This is a genomic window from Streptomyces sp. NBC_00539, from assembly GCF_036346105.1.
GTDB lineage: Bacteria > Actinomycetota > Actinomycetes > Streptomycetales > Streptomycetaceae > Streptomyces.
The window spans coordinates 4787037-4806140 of record NZ_CP107811.1 but is presented as its reverse complement, the minus strand read 5'-3'; the positions used below and the strand labels follow the sequence as shown (position 1 = coordinate 4806140).

The 19104-nt window shown below is 71.7% G+C and carries 18 protein-coding genes; 12 read left to right on the top strand and 6 right to left on the bottom strand.

The annotated features are described in order from the left end of the window. Window positions 1–226 precede the first annotated feature (226 nt). Complete coding sequence (gene aceE / locus OG861_RS21540) at window positions 227–2959, top strand: pyruvate dehydrogenase (acetyl-transferring), homodimeric type (protein WP_329194954.1); 2733 nt, start codon at window positions 227–229, stop codon at window positions 2957–2959. A 70-nt stretch (window positions 2960–3029) separates the two neighbouring features. Further along, window positions 3030–3896 carry a potassium channel family protein gene (locus tag OG861_RS21535; RefSeq protein WP_329194956.1) on the top strand — a complete coding sequence of 289 codons (867 nt, stop codon included), beginning with the start codon at window positions 3030–3032 and terminating at the stop codon, window positions 3894–3896. Here OG861_RS21535 and OG861_RS21530 read toward each other — a convergent pair. Then, on the bottom strand, window positions 3877–4272 hold the full coding sequence (locus tag OG861_RS21530) for a peptidase inhibitor family I36 protein (protein ID WP_330261841.1): 396 nt from the start codon (window positions 4270–4272) through the stop codon (window positions 3877–3879). The two genes, OG861_RS21535 and OG861_RS21530, sit on opposite strands and share 20 nt — an antisense overlap. A 199-nt stretch (window positions 4273–4471) precedes the next feature. Continuing rightward, the gene (locus OG861_RS21525; protein ID WP_329194960.1) at window positions 4472–6079 is read right to left on the bottom strand and encodes an MFS transporter; all 1608 of its coding nucleotides are present in this window, start codon (window positions 6077–6079) and stop codon (window positions 4472–4474) included. A gap of 164 nt (window positions 6080–6243) precedes the next feature. Between OG861_RS21525 and OG861_RS21520 the strand changes: the two genes are divergently transcribed. The 3 genes from OG861_RS21520 to OG861_RS21510 all read left to right on the top strand — a co-directional run bounded on the left by OG861_RS21520 (window position 6244) and on the right by OG861_RS21510 (window position 9238). Beyond that, complete coding sequence (locus OG861_RS21520; protein ID WP_329194962.1) at window positions 6244–6897, top strand: TetR/AcrR family transcriptional regulator; 654 nt, start codon at window positions 6244–6246, stop codon at window positions 6895–6897. Window positions 6898–7159: 262 nt separating this feature from the next. Then, window positions 7160–8326, top strand: a complete 1167-nt coding sequence (locus OG861_RS21515; protein ID WP_329202163.1) for an alpha/beta hydrolase — start codon at window positions 7160–7162, stop codon at window positions 8324–8326. Between the two features lie 87 nt (window positions 8327–8413). Next, a complete protein-coding gene (locus OG861_RS21510; RefSeq protein ID WP_329194963.1) occupies window positions 8414–9238 on the top strand; it encodes a DUF4429 domain-containing protein in 825 nt (274 codons plus the stop codon). A 45-nt stretch (window positions 9239–9283) separates the two neighbouring features. Here OG861_RS21510 and OG861_RS21505 read toward each other — a convergent pair whose 3' ends face one another. Then, entirely contained in the window at window positions 9284–10306 is a 1023-nt protein-coding gene (locus OG861_RS21505) for an aldo/keto reductase (protein WP_329194965.1), read from the bottom strand. After that, window positions 10303–10683: a MerR family transcriptional regulator gene (locus OG861_RS21500; RefSeq protein WP_329194968.1), complete on the bottom strand. Its 381-nt coding sequence runs from the start codon at window positions 10681–10683 to the stop codon at window positions 10303–10305. Before OG861_RS21500 ends, OG861_RS21505 begins: the two co-directional genes overlap by 4 nt. 70 nt (window positions 10684–10753) lie before the next feature. Here OG861_RS21500 and OG861_RS21495 point away from each other — a divergent pair, with 70 nt between their 5' ends. Next, window positions 10754–11572 carry a serine hydrolase domain-containing protein gene (locus OG861_RS21495; RefSeq protein WP_329202164.1) on the top strand — a complete coding sequence of 273 codons (819 nt, stop codon included), beginning with the start codon at window positions 10754–10756 and terminating at the stop codon, window positions 11570–11572. A 52-nt stretch (window positions 11573–11624) separates the two neighbouring features. Here the strand turns inward: OG861_RS21495 and OG861_RS21490 are convergent, their stop codons facing one another. Then, on the bottom strand, window positions 11625–12281 hold the full coding sequence (locus OG861_RS21490) for a pirin family protein (protein WP_329194969.1): 657 nt from the start codon (window positions 12279–12281) through the stop codon (window positions 11625–11627). A 116-nt stretch (window positions 12282–12397) separates the two neighbouring features. On the opposite strand from OG861_RS21490, the gene OG861_RS21485 reads away from it, so the two are divergent. From OG861_RS21485 to fabF, 5 genes are all read left to right on the top strand, one after another. Next, entirely contained in the window at window positions 12398–13627 is a 1230-nt protein-coding gene (locus tag OG861_RS21485) for a PucR family transcriptional regulator (protein WP_329194970.1), read from the top strand. A gap of 89 nt (window positions 13628–13716) precedes the next feature. Next, window positions 13717–14634: an ACP S-malonyltransferase gene (locus OG861_RS21480; protein ID WP_329194972.1), complete on the top strand. Its 918-nt coding sequence runs from the start codon at window positions 13717–13719 to the stop codon at window positions 14632–14634. A 20-nt stretch (window positions 14635–14654) separates the two neighbouring features. Beyond that, entirely contained in the window at window positions 14655–15659 is a 1005-nt protein-coding gene (locus OG861_RS21475) for a ketoacyl-ACP synthase III (RefSeq protein ID WP_329194974.1), read from the top strand. A 57-nt stretch (window positions 15660–15716) separates the two neighbouring features. Further along, window positions 15717–15965, top strand: coding sequence for an acyl carrier protein (locus tag OG861_RS21470; RefSeq protein ID WP_329194975.1), 249 nt, complete (start codon window positions 15717–15719; stop codon window positions 15963–15965). An 81-nt stretch (window positions 15966–16046) separates the two neighbouring features. Beyond that, on the top strand, window positions 16047–17312 hold the full coding sequence (gene fabF / locus OG861_RS21465) for a beta-ketoacyl-ACP synthase II (protein ID WP_329194977.1): 1266 nt from the start codon (window positions 16047–16049) through the stop codon (window positions 17310–17312). 69 nt (window positions 17313–17381) lie between these two features. On the opposite strand, the gene OG861_RS21460 is transcribed toward fabF, so the two are convergent. Then, window positions 17382–17876: a DUF3145 domain-containing protein gene (locus OG861_RS21460; protein WP_329194978.1), complete on the bottom strand. Its 495-nt coding sequence runs from the start codon at window positions 17874–17876 to the stop codon at window positions 17382–17384. 251 nt (window positions 17877–18127) lie between these two features. Here OG861_RS21460 and OG861_RS21455 point away from each other — a divergent pair, with 251 nt between their 5' ends. Next, window positions 18128–19024: an SGNH/GDSL hydrolase family protein gene (locus tag OG861_RS21455; RefSeq protein ID WP_329194980.1), complete on the top strand. Its 897-nt coding sequence runs from the start codon at window positions 18128–18130 to the stop codon at window positions 19022–19024. The last annotated feature ends 80 nt before the right edge of the window (window positions 19025–19104 follow it).

Below are 19104 nucleotides of genomic sequence, written 5' to 3'. Positions count from 1 at the left end.
TTCCCACCTGTTTGAGGGACGAACGGCTTTACGAAGGGGTTGATCCACAGGGGCGTAAGGTGGCGGTCCGGCCGGACCCGCTCGGACGTCCCTTCTCCCCGCTCCACCCGCGGTGCCCAGACTTTCCAGGGGTTACCCAGTGGTAGAGGTGAAGATTTCGGCCGAGCGTAAGACCATGGGAGGCGGCGACCCCAAGGCACGACTCCCCCGACAGCGAAGGAACAGCGTGGCTTCCGCATCCGATCGCAATCCGATCATTATTGGCGGCCTGCCGAGCCAGGTCCCGGACTTCGATCCGGAAGAGACGCAGGAGTGGCTCGACTCCCTTGACGCGGCCGTTGACGAGCGCGGCCGTGAACGTGCCCGTTACCTCATGCTGCGACTGATCGAGCGGGCCCGCGAGAAGCGCGTGGCCGTGCCCGAGATGCGCAGCACGGACTACGTCAACACGATCGCCACCAAGGACGAGCCCTTCTTCCCCGGGAACGAGGAGATCGAGCGCAAGGTCCTCAACGCGACCCGGTGGAACGCTGCCGTCATGGTCTCGCGCGCCCAGCGTCCCGGGATCGGCGTCGGCGGTCACATCGCGACCTTCGCCTCCTCCGCCTCCCTCTACGACGTGGGCTTCAACCACTTCTTCCGCGGCAAGGACGAGGGCGACGGCGGCGACCAGATCTTCTTCCAGGGTCACGCCTCCCCCGGCATCTACGCCCGCGCCTACCTCCTGGACCGGCTCTCCGAGCAGCAGCTCGACGCGTTCCGCCAGGAGAAGTCGAAGGCCCCGTACGGGCTGTCCAGCTACCCGCACCCGCGGCTGATGCCGGACTTCTGGGAATTCCCGACCGTCTCGATGGGCCTGGGCCCGCTGGGTGCGATCTACCAGGCGCGGATGAACCGGTACATGGAGGCGCGCGGGATCGCGGACACCTCCAAGTCCCACGTTTGGGCGTACCTCGGTGACGGCGAGATGGACGAACCGGAGTCGCTGGGCCAGCTGTCCATCGCGGCGCGCGAGGGTCTGGACAACCTGACGTTCGTCGTGAACTGCAACCTCCAGCGCCTCGACGGCCCGGTCCGCGGCAACGGCAAGATCATCCAGGAGCTGGAGTCGATCTTCCGGGGCGCCGGCTGGAACGTCATCAAGCTGATCTGGGACCGCTCCTGGGACCCGCTGCTGGCCCAGGACCGCGACGGCATCCTGGTCAACAAGATGAACTCCACCCCCGACGGGCAGTTCCAGACGTACGCCACCGAGTCCGGCGCGTACATCCGTGAGCACTTCTTCGGCGGCGACCAGCGGCTGCGCGCGATGGTCGAGAACATGTCCGACCAGCAGATCCAGCACCTGGGGCGCGGCGGCCACGACCACAAGAAGGTGTACGCGGCGTACGCGGCAGCCAAGGCCCACAAGGGCCAGCCGACGGTGATCCTGGCGCAGACGGTCAAGGGCTGGACGCTGGGCCCGAACTTCGAGGGCCGCAACGCGACGCACCAGATGAAGAAGCTGACGGTCGACGACCTCAAGCGCTTCCGCGACCGCCTGCACATCCCGATCACGGACGCGCAGCTCGAGAGCGGCGCCCCGCCGTACTACCACCCGGGCCGCAACTCCCCCGAGATCCAGTACATGCACGACCAGCGCAACGCCCACGGCGGCTACGTGCCGACCCGGGTGGTGCGCGCCAAGCCGCTCCAGCTGCCCGACGACTCGGCGTACGCGGCGGCCAAGAAGGGCTCGGGACACCAGTCGATCGCGACGACGATGGCGTTCGTGCGCATCTTGAAGGACCTGATGCGCGACAAGGAGATCGGCAAGCGGTTCGTGCTGATCGCCCCCGACGAGTACCGCACCTTCGGCATGGACGCCTTCTTCCCGAGCGCCAAGATCTACAACCCGCTGGGGCAGCAGTACGAGGCGGTCGACCGCGAGCTGCTGCTCGCCTACAAGGAGTCGCCGACCGGCCAGATGCTGCACGACGGCATCTCCGAGGCGGGCTGCACGGCCTCGCTGATCGCGGCGGGTTCGGCGTACGCGACGCACGGCGAGCCGCTGATCCCGGTCTACGTCTTCTACTCGATGTTCGGTTTCCAGCGCACCGGTGACCAGTTCTGGCAGATGGCCGACCAGCTGGCGCGCGGTTTCGTCCTCGGCGCGACGGCGGGGCGGACCACCCTCACGGGTGAGGGTCTCCAGCACGCCGACGGTCACTCCCAGCTGCTGGCGTCGACCAACCCGGGCTGCGTGGCCTACGACCCGGCGTACGGGTACGAGATCGCGCACATCGTCAAGGACGGTCTGCGGCGCATGTACGGCGCCGACTCCGAGGACGTCTTCTACTACCTCACCGTCTACAACGAGCCGATCCAGCACCCGGCCGAGCCGGCCGACGTCGACGTCGACGGCATCCTCAAGGGCATCCACCGGGTGTCGGCGGGCACCGAGGGCAGCGTCGGGGCGCAGATCATGGCCTCCGGCGTAGCCGTGCCGTGGGCGCTGGAGGCGCAGCGGATCCTGGCCGCGGAGTGGAACGTGAAGGCGGACGTCTGGTCGGCGACCTCCTGGAACGAGCTGCGCCGCGAGGCCGTGGAGGTGGAGGAGCACAACCTGCTCCACCCGGAGGAGGAGCAGCGCGTCCCGTACGTGACGCGCAAGCTCTCGGGCTCCGAGGGGCCGTTCGTGGCGGTCTCGGACTGGATGCGGTCGGTGCCGGACCAGATCTCGCGCTGGATCCCCGGCCCGTACACCTCGCTCGGCGCCGACGGCTTCGGTTTCGCGGACACCCGTGGCGCGGCCCGCCGGTTCTTCCACATCGACGCGCAGTCGGTGGTGCTGGCCGTGCTGACCGAGCTCGCCAAGGCGGGCCGGATCGACCGTTCGGTGCTCAAGCAGGCGATCGACCGGTACCAGCTGCTGGACGTCGCGGCGGCCGATCCGGGCGCGGCGGGCGGCGACGCGTAGGGGTCACTCGTGCGAGGGGGCGTTGGGACGGTTGTCCCAGCGCCCCTTACTCGTTCTTTACCATGCTGGCATGAAGGAACCCTCCCGCCAGGCCCGGTGGGAGCGGCGGAGCCAGACCCCGCTGCTCGTGCTCGCCGTGGCGTTCGCCGTCGCGTACGCCGTGCCGATCGTGGCCCCGGACGCCAGCCCCGCGGTGCACCGGGCGTGCACGCACGCCGAGTGGGTGGTGTGGGGCGCCTTCGCCGCCGACTACCTGGTGCGGCTGGGCCTGTCGCCGTCGCGGAAGGCGTTCGTACGGGGCCACTGGCTGGACCTGGCGGCGGTACTGGTGCCGATGATCCAGCCGCTGCGGCTGCTGCGGCTGGTGTCGACGCTGCTGCTGGTGGGCCGGCGCGCCCGGATGGCGCCGCAGGTCCGGCTGACCACGTACGTGGCGGGCGCGGTGGTGGGGCTGCTGATGTTCGGCTCGCTGGCGGTGCTGAGCGTGGAGCGGGACGCGCCCGGCGGCAACATCAAGAGCCTCGGGGACGCGCTGTGGTGGTCGGTGACCACCATGACGACGGTCGGGTACGGGGACCACTCCCCCACCACCGGGCTGGGGCGGCTGCTGGCGGTCGGGCTGATGCTGTCGGGCATCGCGCTGCTGGGTGTGGTCACCGCCAACATCGCCGCCTGGTTCATCTCCCGGTTCGAACGCGACGACCAGGTGGAGCGGGCGCAGACCGCCGCGATCGCCGAACTGGCGCGGGAGGTACGGGCGCTGCGCGCCGAAGTCGCCCGCCTCGGCGGCGCGGCCGGCCCGGGGCCGGAGCCGGGTCCGGGTCCGGGTCCGGGCCCGGGCGCCGCCCCGGCGCGGGAGGACCGCGCCGGGGCGGCGGACGGGGCGGCGGACGGGGAACTTCTCCCCGGGGAGCCCGTCAGCGCTCCCAGACCTTGAACGCCCGCACCTGGTAGGGCGACTGCGGGAGCCAGACGCCGTCGCCCGGGTACGTCTGGAACTCTCCCGTCTCCTGGCACTCGGCCGACTGGTACGTGGTCACCGGGCGGCCGGTCCGGTTGGTGAGGGCCTGGGCGCTGGTCCCGGCGGGCAGCGCGGTGCAGCTGTTGATGTCGAGGGTGCTGAGCTCGTAGGTGTGCCGGGTGCCCTTGAAGTCGGGCTTCGCCCACAGGCACAGCTGTCCGGTGGCGCAGGCCCCGAGCGTCGGTGGCCCGGCGGCGTGTGCGGGGCCGGCGGTGCCCGGGATGAGGGCGGCCGCGGCCAGGGCGACGGCGGCCAGGAACGTGCTGGGCTGCACGGGGGTACTCGTACGCATGACGGGTCAACTCCTTGTGGACGACTCGGGCCCCGGACCGTTTCCGAAGCTCCGACGACCCCACGCTGACCTGCGGTGACGTGCGTACGGAAGGGGCCGCGGACGGGTCCACCCTGATAGGCGACGGCCCCGCCGGAACCGTCCGGCGGGGCTGTCGTGCGTGCGGGGTTGACGCCTGCGCGGCGCGCGGGCGGGCGGCTCAGACGTGGGCCGCGCCCGCCCCCGCGGCGGCGTTCTCGCCGCGCTTGGTGAAGCCGGCCACGATCGCGGCGAGCACCGCGACCACGCCCGCGACGGTGAAGGCCGTACTCATGCCCGAGACGAACGTGTCGTGGGCGACCGTGGTGATCGCCTGCGCGATCTGGGGCGGGGCGCCCGGCGGGACGGGCGCGATGCCGACCTGCACGCCCTTCTCGGCGAGGTCGAGCTGCTCGGGGCTGAGCGGCGGCAGCTGCGCGCGCTGCCAGTTGTCCCCGAACGAGTCACGGACGGTGCCCGCCATGACGGCGCCGAGCACGGCGGTGCCGAGGCTGCCGCCGACCTGCATGGCCGCCTGCTGGAGCCCGCCGGCCACCCCGGACAGCTCCAGCGGGGCGTTGCCGACGATGACCTCGGTGGCGCCGACCATGACGGGTGCGAGGCCGAGGCCCAGGAGGGCGAACCAGAGCGACATGACGAGCGTGCCGGTGCCCGGGGTCAGCCGAGCCATCCCGAAGCAGGCGACGGCGGTGGCGACCATGCCGGCGACGAGGGGGATCCGCGGGCCGATCTTGGTGATCGCGGCGCCCGCCAGCGGCGAGCCGATGATCATCATTCCGGTGAGCGGCAGCAGGTGCAGGCCGCTGTCGACCGGGCTCATGCCGTGGACGTTCTGCAGGTAGAAGGTGACGAAGAACAGGCCGCCCATGAACGCGAAGGCCATCAGCACCATCAGCACGGTGCCCGCGGACAGCGGCAGCGAACGGAACATCCCGAGCGGGATGAGCGGTTCGGCGACCCGTGTCTCCCAGAAGGCGAAGAGCGCGAAGCAGACGACCGAGGCGCCGAGGAACACCAGGGTCTTGGTGTCCCCCCAGCCCCACTCGGCGGCCTTGATCAGGGCCCAGATCAGGGAGAACATCGCACCGGACAGCAGCACGATGCCGATCAGGTCGAAGGAGCGCGGGGCGTTCTCGGCCCGGTGGTCGAGCAGGATGAACAGGCCGAAGCCGAGCGCGACGATCCCGACGGGCACGTTGATGAAGAAGACGGACTGCCAGCTGACGTGCTCGACCAGCAGGCCGCCGACGATGGGACCGGCGGCGGTCGAGGCGCCGATCACCATGCCCCAGATGCCGATGGCCATGTTCAGCTTCTCTGCGGGGAAGGTGGCGCGCAGCAGTCCGAGCGCGGCCGGCATCAGCAGCGCGCCGAAGAGGCCCTGGGCGACGCGGAACGCGATGACGAGCTCGACGCCGTCGGACAGCCCGATGACGGCCGAGGACAGCGCGAAGCCCGCGATGCCTATGAGGAAGGTCTGCCGGTGACCGAAGCGGTCACCGAGCTTGCCCGCGGTGATGAGGGAGACGGCCAGGGCCAGGAGGTAGCCGTTGGTGATCCACTGCACCTCGGCGAGGGTGGCGCCGAGGTCCTTTTGGATGGCGGGGTTGGCGACCGCGACGATCGTGCCGTCCAGGGTCACCATCATCACGCCGATCGCAACGGCGAAGAGGGTGAGCCATGGATGGCCGCGCAGTCCTGAACGCGACGGCGCCGGGCCGGATTTGTCCAGGGTCACCCGGCCGTCGGCGGTGATCTGACTAGTCATGCGAACAGGCTAGTGACAGCGACTGACACTTCACAAACGGCTTAACGGGGCAGTCGCTGTCAGGTGGGTCACAGGTAACCTGACCGCTCACTCAGCGTCAGAACAGACCAACGGCGGCCCGGCACCACGGACCGGCAGCGGCACCGGAAGGGGACCCCGCGGTGATGACCGAACACCGGCCCGCGCCGGCCGTCCCGGCGGGCGGACTGCGCGAGCGCAAGAAGCAGCGCACCAGGGACGCGCTGCTGCGCGCGGCCCTCCTGCTGTTCCTTTCGCAGGGCTACGACAAGACGACGGTCGACGAGATCACCGATGTCGTGCAGGTCTCCCAGCGCACCTTCTTCCGCTATTTCGCCAACAAGGAAGAGGTCGCCTTCGCCGTCCAGGACCTGGTCGAGTCGCACTTCGTGGCGGCGCTGCGGGCGCGGCCGGCCGCCGAGGGACCCCTGACGGCGATGCGGAACGCGGTGCTCGTCGCCTGGGACACCGTCGACGAGGCCATCTCCGACGTGGTGCCCGTGGACCTCTACATGCGCGGCTACCAGCTCATCGAGTCGACCCCGGCACTGCTCGCCGTACACCTGCGGCGCTCCGCCGAGCTGGAGGAGCGCATCGCCCGGCTCGTCGCCGACCGCGAGGGCCTGGACGTGGACGCCGATCCGCGGCCGCGGGTGGCGGTGGCCGCCTTCTCCGGCGTCATGCGGGTCACCGGACGGCTGTGGGGGCAGGGCCAGGACACCAGCGTGGCGGCGATCCGGCGGATGACCGAGTCCTACCTCGACCAGATCGGCCCGGCGCTGGCCGCGGACTGGCGCTGAGCGGGGCGTTGCCGCGGGCGGCGGCGCCGGTCCGCGGCGCGAACGGCGGCGTGGCGGGCGGCGGTGACGGCGCCGGTCCCCGCCGCGGCCGCGGCGGGGCAGTGCCGTGGCCGACGGTGGCGGGGTGACTGCGTGTGACACGGTCGGCGGTGAGACCCGTCACCCCGCGCGCCAGGTACTCGAGCGGTCTCCTAGGCTGGTTCCAGTGAAACTGCCCGGCTCCGTCCACCACACCGCCGGCGCCACAGCGCCCCCCGCCGCAATGCGCACCCTGCTCGCGCTCGCGGTCGTCCTCGTCATGCTGGTGATCACCGGCTGGACCTCCGTGCACCGGCCCGAGGCGGGCATCTCGCCCCGGGCGGCCGCCCTCTCCGCCTGGTCGCTGGCCCGGATCGACGGACGGGCCCTGCCCGCGGCCGACGCCCCCGTGGCCGCGGTCTCGCGCTTCTTCGCCGGGCTCGACGGAGCCCAGCGGGCCCGGCTCGCGGACGGCTACCCGCTCGTCGTCGGCAACCTCGACGGGGTGCCCGCCACCACCCGCTACCGGGCCAACCTGCGCTCCCTGGAGCAGGCGCGGCGCGTGGAGGAGGCCCGCAGCCGGGACGTCGCCCTGACCCCGGCCGACCGCGCCACCGCGCTGCGGCGCGCCCACCGCCTGGAGTCCCTCGCCGAACCGGGACGCCAGATCCTCCTGTTCGATCCCACCGGCGACGGACTCGTCGCGGAGGTCTTCGGCGACCTCGACCGGGCCGGCCGGGTCTCGGTGGTCGTGCCCGGCGTCGACACCGACCTGCTCACCTTCGAGCGGACGCAGCGCAGCCTGACCGCGCCCGCCGGCATGGCGCACTCCCTCTACGAGGCCGAACGCGTGACGGCGCCGGACAGCAGGACCGCGGTCATCGCCTGGGCCGGCTACACGGCGCCGACCGGGGTCGGCATGGACGCCGCCACCGGCAAGCTCGCGGTGGAGGGCTCCGTACGGCTGCGGGCGCTGACCACCGCCCTGCCGGGTCAGTCCAGCGTCGCGTTGTTCTGCCACAGCTACGGGTCGGTGGTGTGCGGGGTCGCGGCCCGCGAGCTGCCGCCGCGGGTGACCGACGTGGTGGTGGCGGGCAGCCCCGGGATGCGCGTGTCGAACGCCGCCGAGCTGCACACGCCGGCCCGGGTCTGGGCGATGCGCGACTCCGGTGACTGGATCGCCGATGTGCCGCACCTCGAACTGGGCGGCCTGGGCCACGGGGCGGACCCCGTCTCGCCGGGCTTCGGCGCGCGACTGCTGTCCTCGGCGGGGGCCCGCACCCACACCGGCTATTTCGAGCCAGGGACCGCTTCGCTGGACAACTTCGCGAAGATCGGAACCGGGGCCTTCGGTTCCGTTGTGTGCGTGACCGGGGCCGACACCTGCCGACATGGGGTTTCCGAGGACTGACGGGATCTCAGGGCTCCCGCAGGGACCGAAGAACCGTCTCTGCGGTGAAGGGGACGAGCGGGGGTGCGTCCCTTTACCATGAGCCGTATGGGGGACGTACTGGCCGGAAACCATGCTGTCTGGGAGCTCGACTCCGACTCGGTGATCATTCGGTTCGCGCGGGGGCTGCGGACACCACGGCTCTGGCACGCCCTGAGGGAGCGCCGGATCCCGTTGGAGGCACTGTCGGAGGTGACGGTGACCGGAGGCAAACGGGACACCGTGGTGCTGCGCGCCGTGCCGCGGGCCGGGGCGGATCCCTTGATGGAGGCCGCCGCCGGGCAGCTCAAGGAGAGCTGCGACCCGTACCGCCTGGTGCTTCCCGCCGAGGCGGGCGCGCGGGCCGCGGCGCTGGCGGACGAGGTACGGGGCCGGCTCGGACCGGCGACGGCGGCGGAACGTTTCCTGGTCGGCGTCCCCGAGGTGACGGCTCCCCTCAAGGCGTACGACGCGCGCGTCGGCTTCGACGGGACGGCCGTCACCTTCCACTGGTCGCGCACGGGGGCGAGCAGCGCCAAGTGGAAGGCGGGCGACCAGCGGTATCCGCTGGCGGCGGTGACCGCGGTGGCGTGGCGCTCGCCGGAGGGGCCGGAGGGGCATCTGCGGCTGCGGCTGCGGGACGCCCCCGGCGGTGACGCCCGGCCCGACCACGACCTGGCCGCGGCCGTGTTCGGGGTGGGGTACGGGGCGGTGCACGAGTCACTGCCGTTCGCGGCGGCCGTCTTGGCGGCGGTGCGGGGGCGGCGGTTGACGGTGGCGACGGCCGCGCCGAAGGGTTCCGGCGGGGACCGTCTGCACCACCTGCGGGAGCTGCACAGCGCGGGGCTGCTCACGGACGCCGAGTACTCGGCCCTGCGGGACCGGCTGGGCTGAGCCGCCGCGGCGCGGCCCTGCGGGAGCGGCCCCGGGCCGGGGGGACTACCCCTCGCGGGCTGCCGAGGTGGAGGACATGTCCGGGTAGCGGTCACCGCTGACCTGGGCGGCGATCGGCTCCAGCCGGTCGAGCTCCGCCTGCGTCAGGGTGATCCGCGTCGCCGCCGTGTTCTCGGCGAGGCGCCCGGGCTTGCGGGTTCCGGGGATCGGCACCACGGTCAGCCCGTGCACCTGCGCCCGCTGATGCACCCACGCCAGCGCGATCTGCGCCGGCGTCGCCCCGTGCGCGGCCGCGATCTCCCGCACCGGGGCCAGCAGCTCCGCGTTCGCCTTCGCGTTGTCGCCGGTGAACCGCGGCTGGAACCGTCGGAAGTCCCCCTCGGACAGGTCCGCCGCCGCGTCCGCGAACGCGCCCGTCAGGAACCCGCGCCCCAGCGGGGAGTACGGCACGAACGCCACCCCCAGCTCCGCCGCCGCGCCCACCGCGCTGCGCTCCACGTCCCGGCTGAACAGCGACCACTCCGACTGGAGCGCCGCGATCGGGTGCACCGCGTGCGCCTCGCGCAGCTCCGCGCCGGTGACCTCGCTCAGGCCGAGGTGGCGCACCTTGCCCTCCTGTACGAGTTCGGCCATCGCGCCCACCGACTCGGCGAACGGCACGGCCGGGTCGCGCCGGTGCATGTAGTAGAGGTCGATCACGTCGGTGCCGAGCCGCCGCAGGCTGCCCTCGACCGCCTGCCTGATGTAGGCGCGGTCGTTGCGGACCCCGCGGTAGTGCGGGTCGTCGGTTCGCTCTATGGCGAACTTCGTCGCGAGGGTGATCTCGTCCCGGTGCGCCGCCACGAACGACGCGAGGAACTCCTCGTTCGCCCCGCGCCCGTACACGTCCGCGGTGTCGAAGAGGGTGACCCCGGCGGCCAGCGCCGCGTTCAGGGTCTGGCGGGCCGCCGCCACGTCGGTGTCCCCGTAGAACTCGCTCATGCCCATGCAGCCGAGGCCCTGGACACCGACCAGGGGGCCGCCCTTGCCGAGTTCGACCTGCTTGATCTTCGCCGTGCTCTGCGTCATCGACGTACAGCCTTCCCCGCGTAGTGTTCGATCTTGTAGTCCAGTACGGCCAGCGCGTCCGTCATCTCCGAGATCCGCGCCCGCACCTCGCGGCGCGTCCGCTCCAGCAGCTCCCGCCGCTGGTCGACGGTGTGCTCCCCCTCCCGGACGAGCTCCGCGTACCGCACCATGTCCGCCACCGACATCCCGGTGGTGCGCAGCTTGCCCACGAAGGCCAGCCAGTCGAGGTCCTTGCCGCTGAACCGCCGCTGCCCCGAGTGGGAACGGTCCACGTGCGGCATCAGGCCGATCCGTTCGTACCAGCGCAGCGTGTGCTGGGTCAGACCGGTCAGGGCCTCGACTTCGCTGATCGTGTACCGCGTCTGCGTCAGGCTCATGACCACCACGCTAAAACCTTGGAGTGCACTCCAAGCAAGTAGGCTCGGGCGCATGGAGAGCCCGGAGACCTTGCAGACCCTGCGGACCATCGAGAGCTGGCCGGTACCGACCGCCGCGGCGGCCGTCGTGCGCGCCGACGGGAGCGTGGCCGGCTCCCACGGGCCCGTGGACCACCGTTTCCCCCTGGCCTCGGTCACCAAGCCGCTCACCGCGTACGCCGCTCTCGTCGCGTACGAGGAAGGCGCGGTCGAACTGGACGAGCCGGCCGGACCGGAGGGTTCGACGGTCCGTCACCTGCTCGCCCACACCAGCGGTCTCGCCTTCGACGAGCACCGGGTGATGGGCCCGCCCGGCCGGCGCCGGCTGTACTCCAACGCGGGTTTCGAGGTGCTCGGCGACCACATCGCCAAGGCCACCGGGATCCCCTTCGCCGAGTACCTGCACCAGGCCGTCTTCGAGCCGCTGGGCATGGCGTCGAGCTCCCTGGACGGTTCCCCGGCCAAGGACGGCGTCTCGACCGTCTCCGACCTGGTGCGCTTCGCCGCGGAGCTCCAGGCGCCGAGGCTGCTCGACGTCCGGACCGTCGCCGAGGCCACCTCGGTCGTGCACCCGGGCCTCAAGGGCGTCCTGCCGGGCTACGGGCACCAGTCCCCCAACGACTGGGGGCTCGGCCTGGAGATCCGCGACGGCAAGTCCCCGCACTGGACGGGCACCACTTCCTCGCCCCGCACCTTCGGGCACTTCGGCCAGTCCGGCACCTTCCTGTGGGTGGACCCGGACGCCCGCGCGGCGTGCGTGGCGCTGACCGACCGCGCCTTCGGCCCGTGGGCCGTGGAGGCCTGGACCCCGTTCACCGACGCGGTCCTCGCAGAACTGCGCGGGCGCTAGGCAGTCTCTTTCGCATCTTGCCGGACGCCGCGTCGCCCGGCGCCGCACGGGTTCAGGGCAGTTCCCAGATCAGCAGCTCGCCCGGGGAGCCGGCGACGATCTGCAGCTCCGGCTCGCCGGTGATGCGCGCCGAGTCGCCGGGGCCGAGTTCCTCGCCGTCCAGACGCAGGTCGCCCCGTACGACGTGCAGGTAGACGCGGGGCGCCGCCGGCACGGTGATCCGCTCGCCCGCCCCGGGCCGCCGCACGCGCAGGACGGCCCCGGCGGCCGGGATCTCGCAGGCCTCGCCGTCCGCGAGGCCCCGGACGAGCCGGTAGGAGGGCTCACCGCCCGCCGTGAGCGGGGCGAGCCAGGTCTGGACGAAGCGCAGCGGGACGGGCCCGTCGTTGCGTTCGATGTGCCGCGCGCCCGAGCCGGCGCAGAAGTGCTGCACGTCGCCGGCACCGACCTGGCCGGTGTGGCCGGTGGTGCTGTCCTTGTGCGTGAGCTCGCCCTCCACCACCCAGGTGACGATCTCGGTCTGGCTGTGGGGGTGCTCGTCGAAACCGGAGCCGGGCCGGAGCAACTCCTCGTTGCAGGCCAGCAGGGGCCCGAAGCGGATGTTGTCCGGGTCGTAGAAGGACCCGAAGGAGAAGGCGTGCCGGGTGGTGATCCCGGCGGCCGGGTTCCCGCCCTCGTACCGGTCTGCGGCGCGGCGTACGTCAATCATGGTGGCCACCGTAGACCTCTGTGCGCGTCCTTCCGGGACGGGTGCGGCGGGCGCGGCGGGGGCGGGTGCCGGTGACCCGGCTCCGCGCCCCGTCACCGATAAGGCAGTCTTGTCCCGTGCCCCAACCCGAACGTGAGCATTCCCCCGAGACCGGCCCGGCGCGTCCCGCGCACGCCGCGCATCCCGCCCACCCGCATTCGGCGACGCTGCGCCGGCTGGAGAAGTCCGCCGGCCGGCTCGCCGCGAACGCGATCGCGCGCATGGACGAGACCCTGCCGTGGTACCGGGCGATGCCGCCGGAGAACCGGTCGTGGATCGGCCTGGTCGCCCAGGCCGGCATCGCCGCGTTCACGGAGTGGTTCCGGCACCCGGAGACCCCGCAGGCGATCTCCACGGACGTGTTCGGGACGGCTCCGCGCGAGCTGACCCGGGCGATCACCTTGCGCCAGACGGTGGAGATGGTCCGTACGACGATCGAGGTCATGGAGACCGCGATCGACGAGGTGGCGGCCCCGGGCGACGAGTCGGTGCTGCGCGAGGCGCTGCTCGTGTACGCGCGGGAGATCGCCTTCGCGACCGCCCAGGTGTACGCCCAGGCGGCCGAGGCGCGTGGTGCGTGGGACGCCCGCCTGGAGTCCCTCGTCGTCAATGCGGTGCTGTCGGGCGAGGCGGACGAGGGCGCGCTGTCGCGGGCGGCGGCGCTGGGCTGGAACTCGCCGGAGCACGTGTGCGTCGTCCTGGGCACCGCCCCGGACGGGGACAGCGAGCTGACGGTCGAGGCGATCCGGCGTGCCGCCCGGCACCACAAGCTCCAGGTGCTGACGGGCGTGCTGGGCGACCGCCTCGTGGTCATCGCGGGCGGCAGCGACAACCCGTTGCAGGTGGCGAAGTCGCTGATCGGCCCGTTCGCGGCCGGTCCGGTGGTGGCCGGGCCGGTGGTCCCGGACCTGCTGAACGCGACGAAGTCCGCGCAGGCCGCGGCGGCCGGGCTCAAGGCGTGCACGGCCTGGCAGGACGCGCCGCGTCCGGTGCTGGCGGACGATCTTCTTCCGGAGCGCGCCATCGCGGCGGATCCCTCGGCGAGGGAGCAGCTGGTGGAGGAGATCTACAGACCGCTGGAGGAGGCGGGCTCGGCGCTGCTGGAGACGCTGAGCGTCTACCTGGAGCAGGCGAGCAGCCTGGAGGGGGCGGCGCGGATGCTGTTCGTGCACCCCAACACGGTGCGCTACCGGCTGCGACGTGTGACCGACGTCACCGGCTGGTCACCCTCCGATGTCCGTTCCGCGTTCACGCTCCGGATCGCCCTGATCCTGGGGCGTCTGGCCGACGGCGATCTCCAGTCCTAGACTTTTGTCGGACATCAACAATTACCCCGACGGTTCTTCGTCCCTGTCCCCACGGGCGGCGCGGGCCGAATACAAGAGAGAGTGTGAGGGTGCTCGTACTCGTCGCTCCAGGCCAAGGCGCTCAGACGCCCGGCTTCCTGACTCCCTGGCTCGAACTCCCCGGCGCCGCCGAGCGCGTGGCGGGGTGGTCCGACGCTCTCGGGCTCGACCTCGCCCACTACGGCACGAAGGCCGACGCGGACGAGATCCGCGACACGGCGGTGGCCCAGCCGCTGCTGGTCGCGGCGGGTCTGCTGTCCGCTTCTGCGCTGGGTTCCCCCTCCGCTTTCGGTGCGGTCGCCGGTCACAGCGTCGGTGAGATCACCGCCGCCGCGTACGCCGGTGTGCTGAGCGAGGCCGACGCGCTGTCGTTCGTACGGACCCGGGGCCTGGCCATGGCCGAGGCCGCGGCCGTCACCCCCACGGGCATGGCCGCGGTGCTGGGCGGCGACCGCGACGTGGTCGTGGCGCACCTGGAGAAGCTGGGGCTCGCCCCGGCCAACATCAACGGCGCGGGCCAGATCGTGGCGGCCGGCACCCTGGAGCAGATCGCCGCTCTGGAGGCCGACAAGCCCGAAGGCTCCATGAAGGTCGTCGCCCTCAAGGTCGCGGGCGCCTTCCACACGCATCACATGGCCCCGGCGGTCGCCACCCTGGAGGAGGCCGCGCAGGCCCTCTCCCCGGCGGACCCGGCGCTGACGTACGTGTCGAACAAGGACGGCGGGGTCGTCACCTCGGGCGCCGATGTCGTCGCCCGCCTGGTCGGCCAGGTCGCCCATCCGGTCCGCTGGGACCTGTGCATGGAGACGTTCGCCGAGCTGGGCGTCACCGGGATCATCGAGCTGTGCCCCGGCGGGACCCTCACCGGTCTGGCCAAGCGCGCTCTCAAGGGCGTTCCGAGCGTCGCCCTCAAGACCCCGGACGATCTCCAGAAGGCCGCGGAGCTCCTCGCCGAGCACGCGGCCTGAGAGAAGGAGCCCCCCTCAGCATGTCGAAGATCAAGCCTGCCAAGGGCTCCCCGTACGCCCGCATCCTCGGTGTCGGCGGCTACCGCCCGACCCGTGTGGTGCCCAACGAGGTGATCCTGGAGACGATCGACTCGTCCGACGAGTGGATCCGCTCGCGCTCGGGCATCGCGACCCGGCACTGGGCCTCGCCCGAGGAGACCGTCGCCGCGATGTCGGTGGAGGCCTCGGGCAAGGCGCTGGCCGATGCCGGTGTCTCGCCCGAGCAGATCGGCGCCGTGATCGTCTCCACGGTCTCGCACTTCAAGCAGACGCCGGCCGTGGCGACGGAGATCGCGCACCGGGTCGGGGCGGTCAAGCCGGCCGCGTTCGACATCTCCGCTGGCTGCGCCGGGTTCGGTTACGGCCTGACGCTGGCCAAGGGCATGGTCGTCGAGGGGTCCGCGCAGTACGTCCTCGTCATCGGTGTCGAGCGCCTGTCGGACCTGACCGACCTGGAGGACCGGGCGACGGCCTTCCTGTTCGGCGACGGCGCCGGCGCGGTGGTCGTCGGTCCTTCGGACGAACCGGCCATCGGCCCCACGGTGTGGGGTTCGGAGGGCGACAAGTCCGAGACGATCAAGCAGACCGTGCCGTGGGACGAGTACCTCGGCAAGGGCGGCGGGGAGAAGTTCCCGGCCATCACCCAGGAGGGCCAGGCGGTCTTCCGCTGGGCCGTCTTCGAGATGGCCAAGGTGGCCCAGCAGGCGCTCGACGCGGCCGGGATCACCGCGGATGACCTGGACGTCTTCATTCCGCACCAGGCCAACATGCGGATCATCGACTCGATGGTGAAGACTCTCAAGCTGCCGGACCACGTCACGGTCGCCCGTGACGTGGAAACCACCGGCAATACGTCGGCCGCCTCGATTCCGCTCGCTATGGAGCGGCTCCTGGCGACCGGAGCGGCGAAGAGCGGCGACACCGCGCTCGTCATCGGCTTCGGGGCGGGGCTCGTCTACGCCGCGACGGTCGTTACCCTCCCCTAGGGCCGGGATCGTTTTTTCCCTCCCTGATCATTCAATTAGCTAAAGAAGGAGCGCCTCATGGCCGCCACCCAGGAAGAGATCGTCGAGGGTCTCGCCGAGATCGTCAACGAGATCGCCGGTATCCCGACCGAGGACGTCCAGGTCGACAAGTCCTTCACCGACGACCTGGACGTCGACTCCCTGTCCATGGTCGAGGTCGTCGTCGCCGCCGAAGAGCGCTTCGACGTCAAGATCCCGGACGAGGACGTCAAGAACCTCAAGACGGTCGGCGACGCCGCTGAGTACATCCTGAAGAACCAGGCCTAAGAGCCTGCCGAGCGTTTGTCGCCACCCCGCGGTGGCGCCGTGACAATTCAGCACCCCCTGAGACGTGGAGAAAGAATTCCTGTGAGCCCGACCAATCGCACCGTGGTCGTCACCGGTATCGGCGCAACCACTCCGCTGGGTGGCGACAGCGCTTCGACCTGGGAAGGTCTGCTTGCCGGCCGTTCCGGCGTCAAGCCCCTGGAGGGCGAACGTTTCGCCGAACTCCCGGTCCGCATCGCCGCTCAGGCCGCCGTGGACCCCGGCGAAGTCCTGCCCAAGCCGCTGGCCCGCAAGCTCGACCGTTCGGCGCAGTTCGCGCTGATCGCGGCCCGTGAGGCCTGGGCCGACGCGGGCTACACCGCCCCGGCCGGCGAGGACGTCTCCGTCCTCCCCGAGCGCCTGGGCACCGTGATCGCCTCCGGCATCGGCGGCGTCACCACTCTGCTCGACCAGTACGACGTACTGAAGGAAAAGGGCGTGCGCCGGGTCTCCCCGCACACCGTCCCCATGCTCATGCCGAACGGCCCGTCGGCCAACGTCGGCCTCGAGGTCAACGCCCGCGCCGGTGTGCACACCCCGGTCAGCGCGTGCGCGTCGGGCGCCGAGGCCATCGGCTACGCCGTCGAGATGATCCGTACCGGCCGCGCCGACGTGGTCGTCGCCGGCGGGACCGAGGCGGCGATCCACCCGCTGCCGATCGCCGCGTTCGCCAACATGATGGCGATGTCCAAGAACAACGAGAACCCCGAGCAGGCCTCGCGTCCGTACGACAAGGCCCGTGACGGCTTCGTCCTCGGCGAGGGCGCCGGCGTCGTGGTGCTGGAGTCCGCCGAGCACGCCGCCGCGCGCGGCGCCCGGGTCTACTGCGAGGTGCTGGGCCAGGGCCTGTCCGCGGACAGCCACCACATCGCGCAGCCGGAGCCGACGGGCCGCGGTGTCGCGGCCGCCGTGCAGAACCTGCTCGACAACACGGACCTGGACCCGTCCGAACTGGTGCACCTGAACGCGCACGCCACGTCCACCCCGCAGGGTGACACGGCCGAGCTGAAGGCCCTGCGCAAGGTCCTGGGCGACGACCTCGACCACATCGCGATCTCCGCGACCAAGTCGATGACCGGTCACCTGCTGGGCGGTGCCGGCGGTATCGAGACCGTCGCGACGGTGCTGGCCCTGTACCACCGGATCGCCCCGCCGACGATCAACGTCGACGAGCTGGACGACGACATCGACGCGGACATCGTGCGCGGTGAGCCGCGCAAGCTGCCGGTGGACGGTCCGATCTCGGCGATCAACAACTCGTTCGGTTTCGGCGGCCACAACGTGACGCTGGCGTTCCGCACGGTCTGATACCCCGTTCGACGTCGAAGGCCCCGCCCGGCTGTGCCGGGCGGGGCCTTCCGCCTGACCGGGAGCGGCTCAGACCACCTGGTGGAGCCAGCGGACCGGGGCGCCCTCGCCCGCGTGGCGGAAGGGCTCCAGCTCGTCGTCCCAGGGCTTGCCGAGCAGCGTGGAGATCTCCGTCTCCAGGTGGCTCTCGCCGCGCGCGGAGCGGGCGAGGGCGGCGCGCAGCCGGTCCTCGGGGATCAGGATGTCGCCGTGCAGTCCGGTGACGGCGTGGAAGATGCCGAGGTCGGGGGTCGAGCTGTAGCGCTCCCCCTCGGCCGTCGGGCAGGGCTCGGCCGTCACTTCGAAGCGCAGCAGGTGCCAGCCGCGCAGCGCGGAGGCGAGTTTCGAGGCGGTGCCCGCCTCGGCCTGCCAGGAGAACTCGGATCTCCAGGTGCCGGGGGAGGCCGGCTGCCTGATCCAGTCGAGGTTCACCCGCACCCCGAGAACACCCGCAACAGCCCATTCCACGTGCGGGCAGAGCGCGCGCGGCGCGGAATGCACGTACAGAACTCCACGTGTCGTCACCGGGACCTCCAGTGTGGGACGAGGTCGGGAATAAACTCCAGAAAACGGACAGTATGTGACGAGATGTAATGTAACGGAAATGATCTGACATTGCGTCGCGGGACCTGCGGCCGAAACGCCACGGGAAAAAGCTACCGTGCGCCAGGGGTCCCGGTGTGACGTACGGTCGCTCAGAACCCCCGTGGACACAGAGCATTCACTCAGCAGGACGCCCCCGCAGGACGGGGGGCGACGAGGGAGGGACCACCCCGATGGGCACCACCGCTCCGCGCCGACGCACCCGCCGGACCCTCGCGGCGGCGGTCGCGACGGCCGCCCTGCTGGCAGGGGGCACGACGGCCTGTGAGGGCGGCGGGCCGGGCAGCGAGAGCGGCCGGGGGGCGCAGGCCGGACCACGCTGGAACACCGCCCCGAAGTCCATCGCCGCCGTGGGTGACTCCATCACCCGGGGGTTCGACGCCTGTTCGGTGCTGGCGGACTGCCCGGAGGTCTCGTGGGCCACCGGGGCCGACCCCGAGGTCGACTCCCTCGCCACCCGGCTGCTCGGGCAGGCCGATGCACCCGCGAACAGCTGGAACTACGCGGTGACCGGGTCCCGGATGGCGGACCTGGCGGGCCAGCTGGCCTCGGCCGCCGAGCACAAGCCCGACCTGGTCACGGTGATGGTCGGCTCGAACGACGCCTGCCGGCCCACGACTTCCTCCATGACCTCGGTCGCCGCCTTCAAGGACGGCTTCGAGAAGGCCCTCGCCGTCCTGCGGGCCGCGTCCCCCTCGACCCAGGTGTACGTGTCCTCCGTGCCGGACTTGCAGCGGCTGTGGGAGCAGGGCAAGGACGCCCCGATGGTCCGGCAGGTGTGGAAGCTCGGCATCTGCCAGTCGATGCTGGCCGAGCCGCTGTCGTCCACTGAGGAGGCGACGGCCCGGCGGGAACGCGTCCGGGCGCGCGTGGTCGAGTACAACGAGGTGCTGCGCAGCGTCTGCGCGAAGGACCCGCTCTGCCGCTACGACGGCGGCGCCGTGTTCCAGTACCCCTTCGGGGCCGAGCAGTTGAGCCGCTGGGACTGGTTCCACCCGGGCAAGGCCGGTCAGGCCCGGCTCGCGGAACTCGCGCACCGGCAGGTGACGGCGCCCGAGCTGCCGCGCTGAGTTCCGGCGGCATCGGCGGCAGGGCCGGGGCGAGAGGACCGGCGGGGGCCGTCAGGGGCCTCCACCGGTCCGGTTCAGGG

Excerpts from the sequence above, each read along its gene's own strand:
- OG861_RS21535 (WP_329194956.1), top strand. The coding sequence starts at position 3,030 with ATGAAGGAACCCTCCCGCCAGGCCCGGTGGGAGCGGCGGAGCCAGACC.
- OG861_RS21530 (WP_330261841.1), bottom strand. The coding sequence starts at position 4,272 with ATGCGTACGAGTACCCCCGTGCAGCCCAGCACGTTCCTGGCCGCCGTC.
- OG861_RS21525 (WP_329194960.1), bottom strand. The coding sequence starts at position 6,079 with ATGACTAGTCAGATCACCGCCGACGGCCGGGTGACCCTGGACAAATCC.
- OG861_RS21520 (WP_329194962.1), top strand. The coding sequence starts at position 6,244 with ATGACCGAACACCGGCCCGCGCCGGCCGTCCCGGCGGGCGGACTGCGC.
- OG861_RS21515 (WP_329202163.1), top strand. The coding sequence starts at position 7,160 with ATGCGCACCCTGCTCGCGCTCGCGGTCGTCCTCGTCATGCTGGTGATC.
- OG861_RS21510 (WP_329194963.1), top strand. The coding sequence starts at position 8,414 with ATGGGGGACGTACTGGCCGGAAACCATGCTGTCTGGGAGCTCGACTCC.
- OG861_RS21505 (WP_329194965.1), bottom strand. The coding sequence starts at position 10,306 with ATGACGCAGAGCACGGCGAAGATCAAGCAGGTCGAACTCGGCAAGGGC.
- OG861_RS21500 (WP_329194968.1), bottom strand. The coding sequence starts at position 10,683 with ATGAGCCTGACGCAGACGCGGTACACGATCAGCGAAGTCGAGGCCCTG.
- OG861_RS21490 (WP_329194969.1), bottom strand. The coding sequence starts at position 12,281 with ATGATTGACGTACGCCGCGCCGCAGACCGGTACGAGGGCGGGAACCCG.
- OG861_RS21475 (WP_329194974.1), top strand. The coding sequence starts at position 14,655 with ATGTCGAAGATCAAGCCTGCCAAGGGCTCCCCGTACGCCCGCATCCTC.
- OG861_RS21470 (WP_329194975.1), top strand. The coding sequence starts at position 15,717 with ATGGCCGCCACCCAGGAAGAGATCGTCGAGGGTCTCGCCGAGATCGTC.
- OG861_RS21455 (WP_329194980.1), top strand. The coding sequence starts at position 18,128 with ATGGGCACCACCGCTCCGCGCCGACGCACCCGCCGGACCCTCGCGGCG.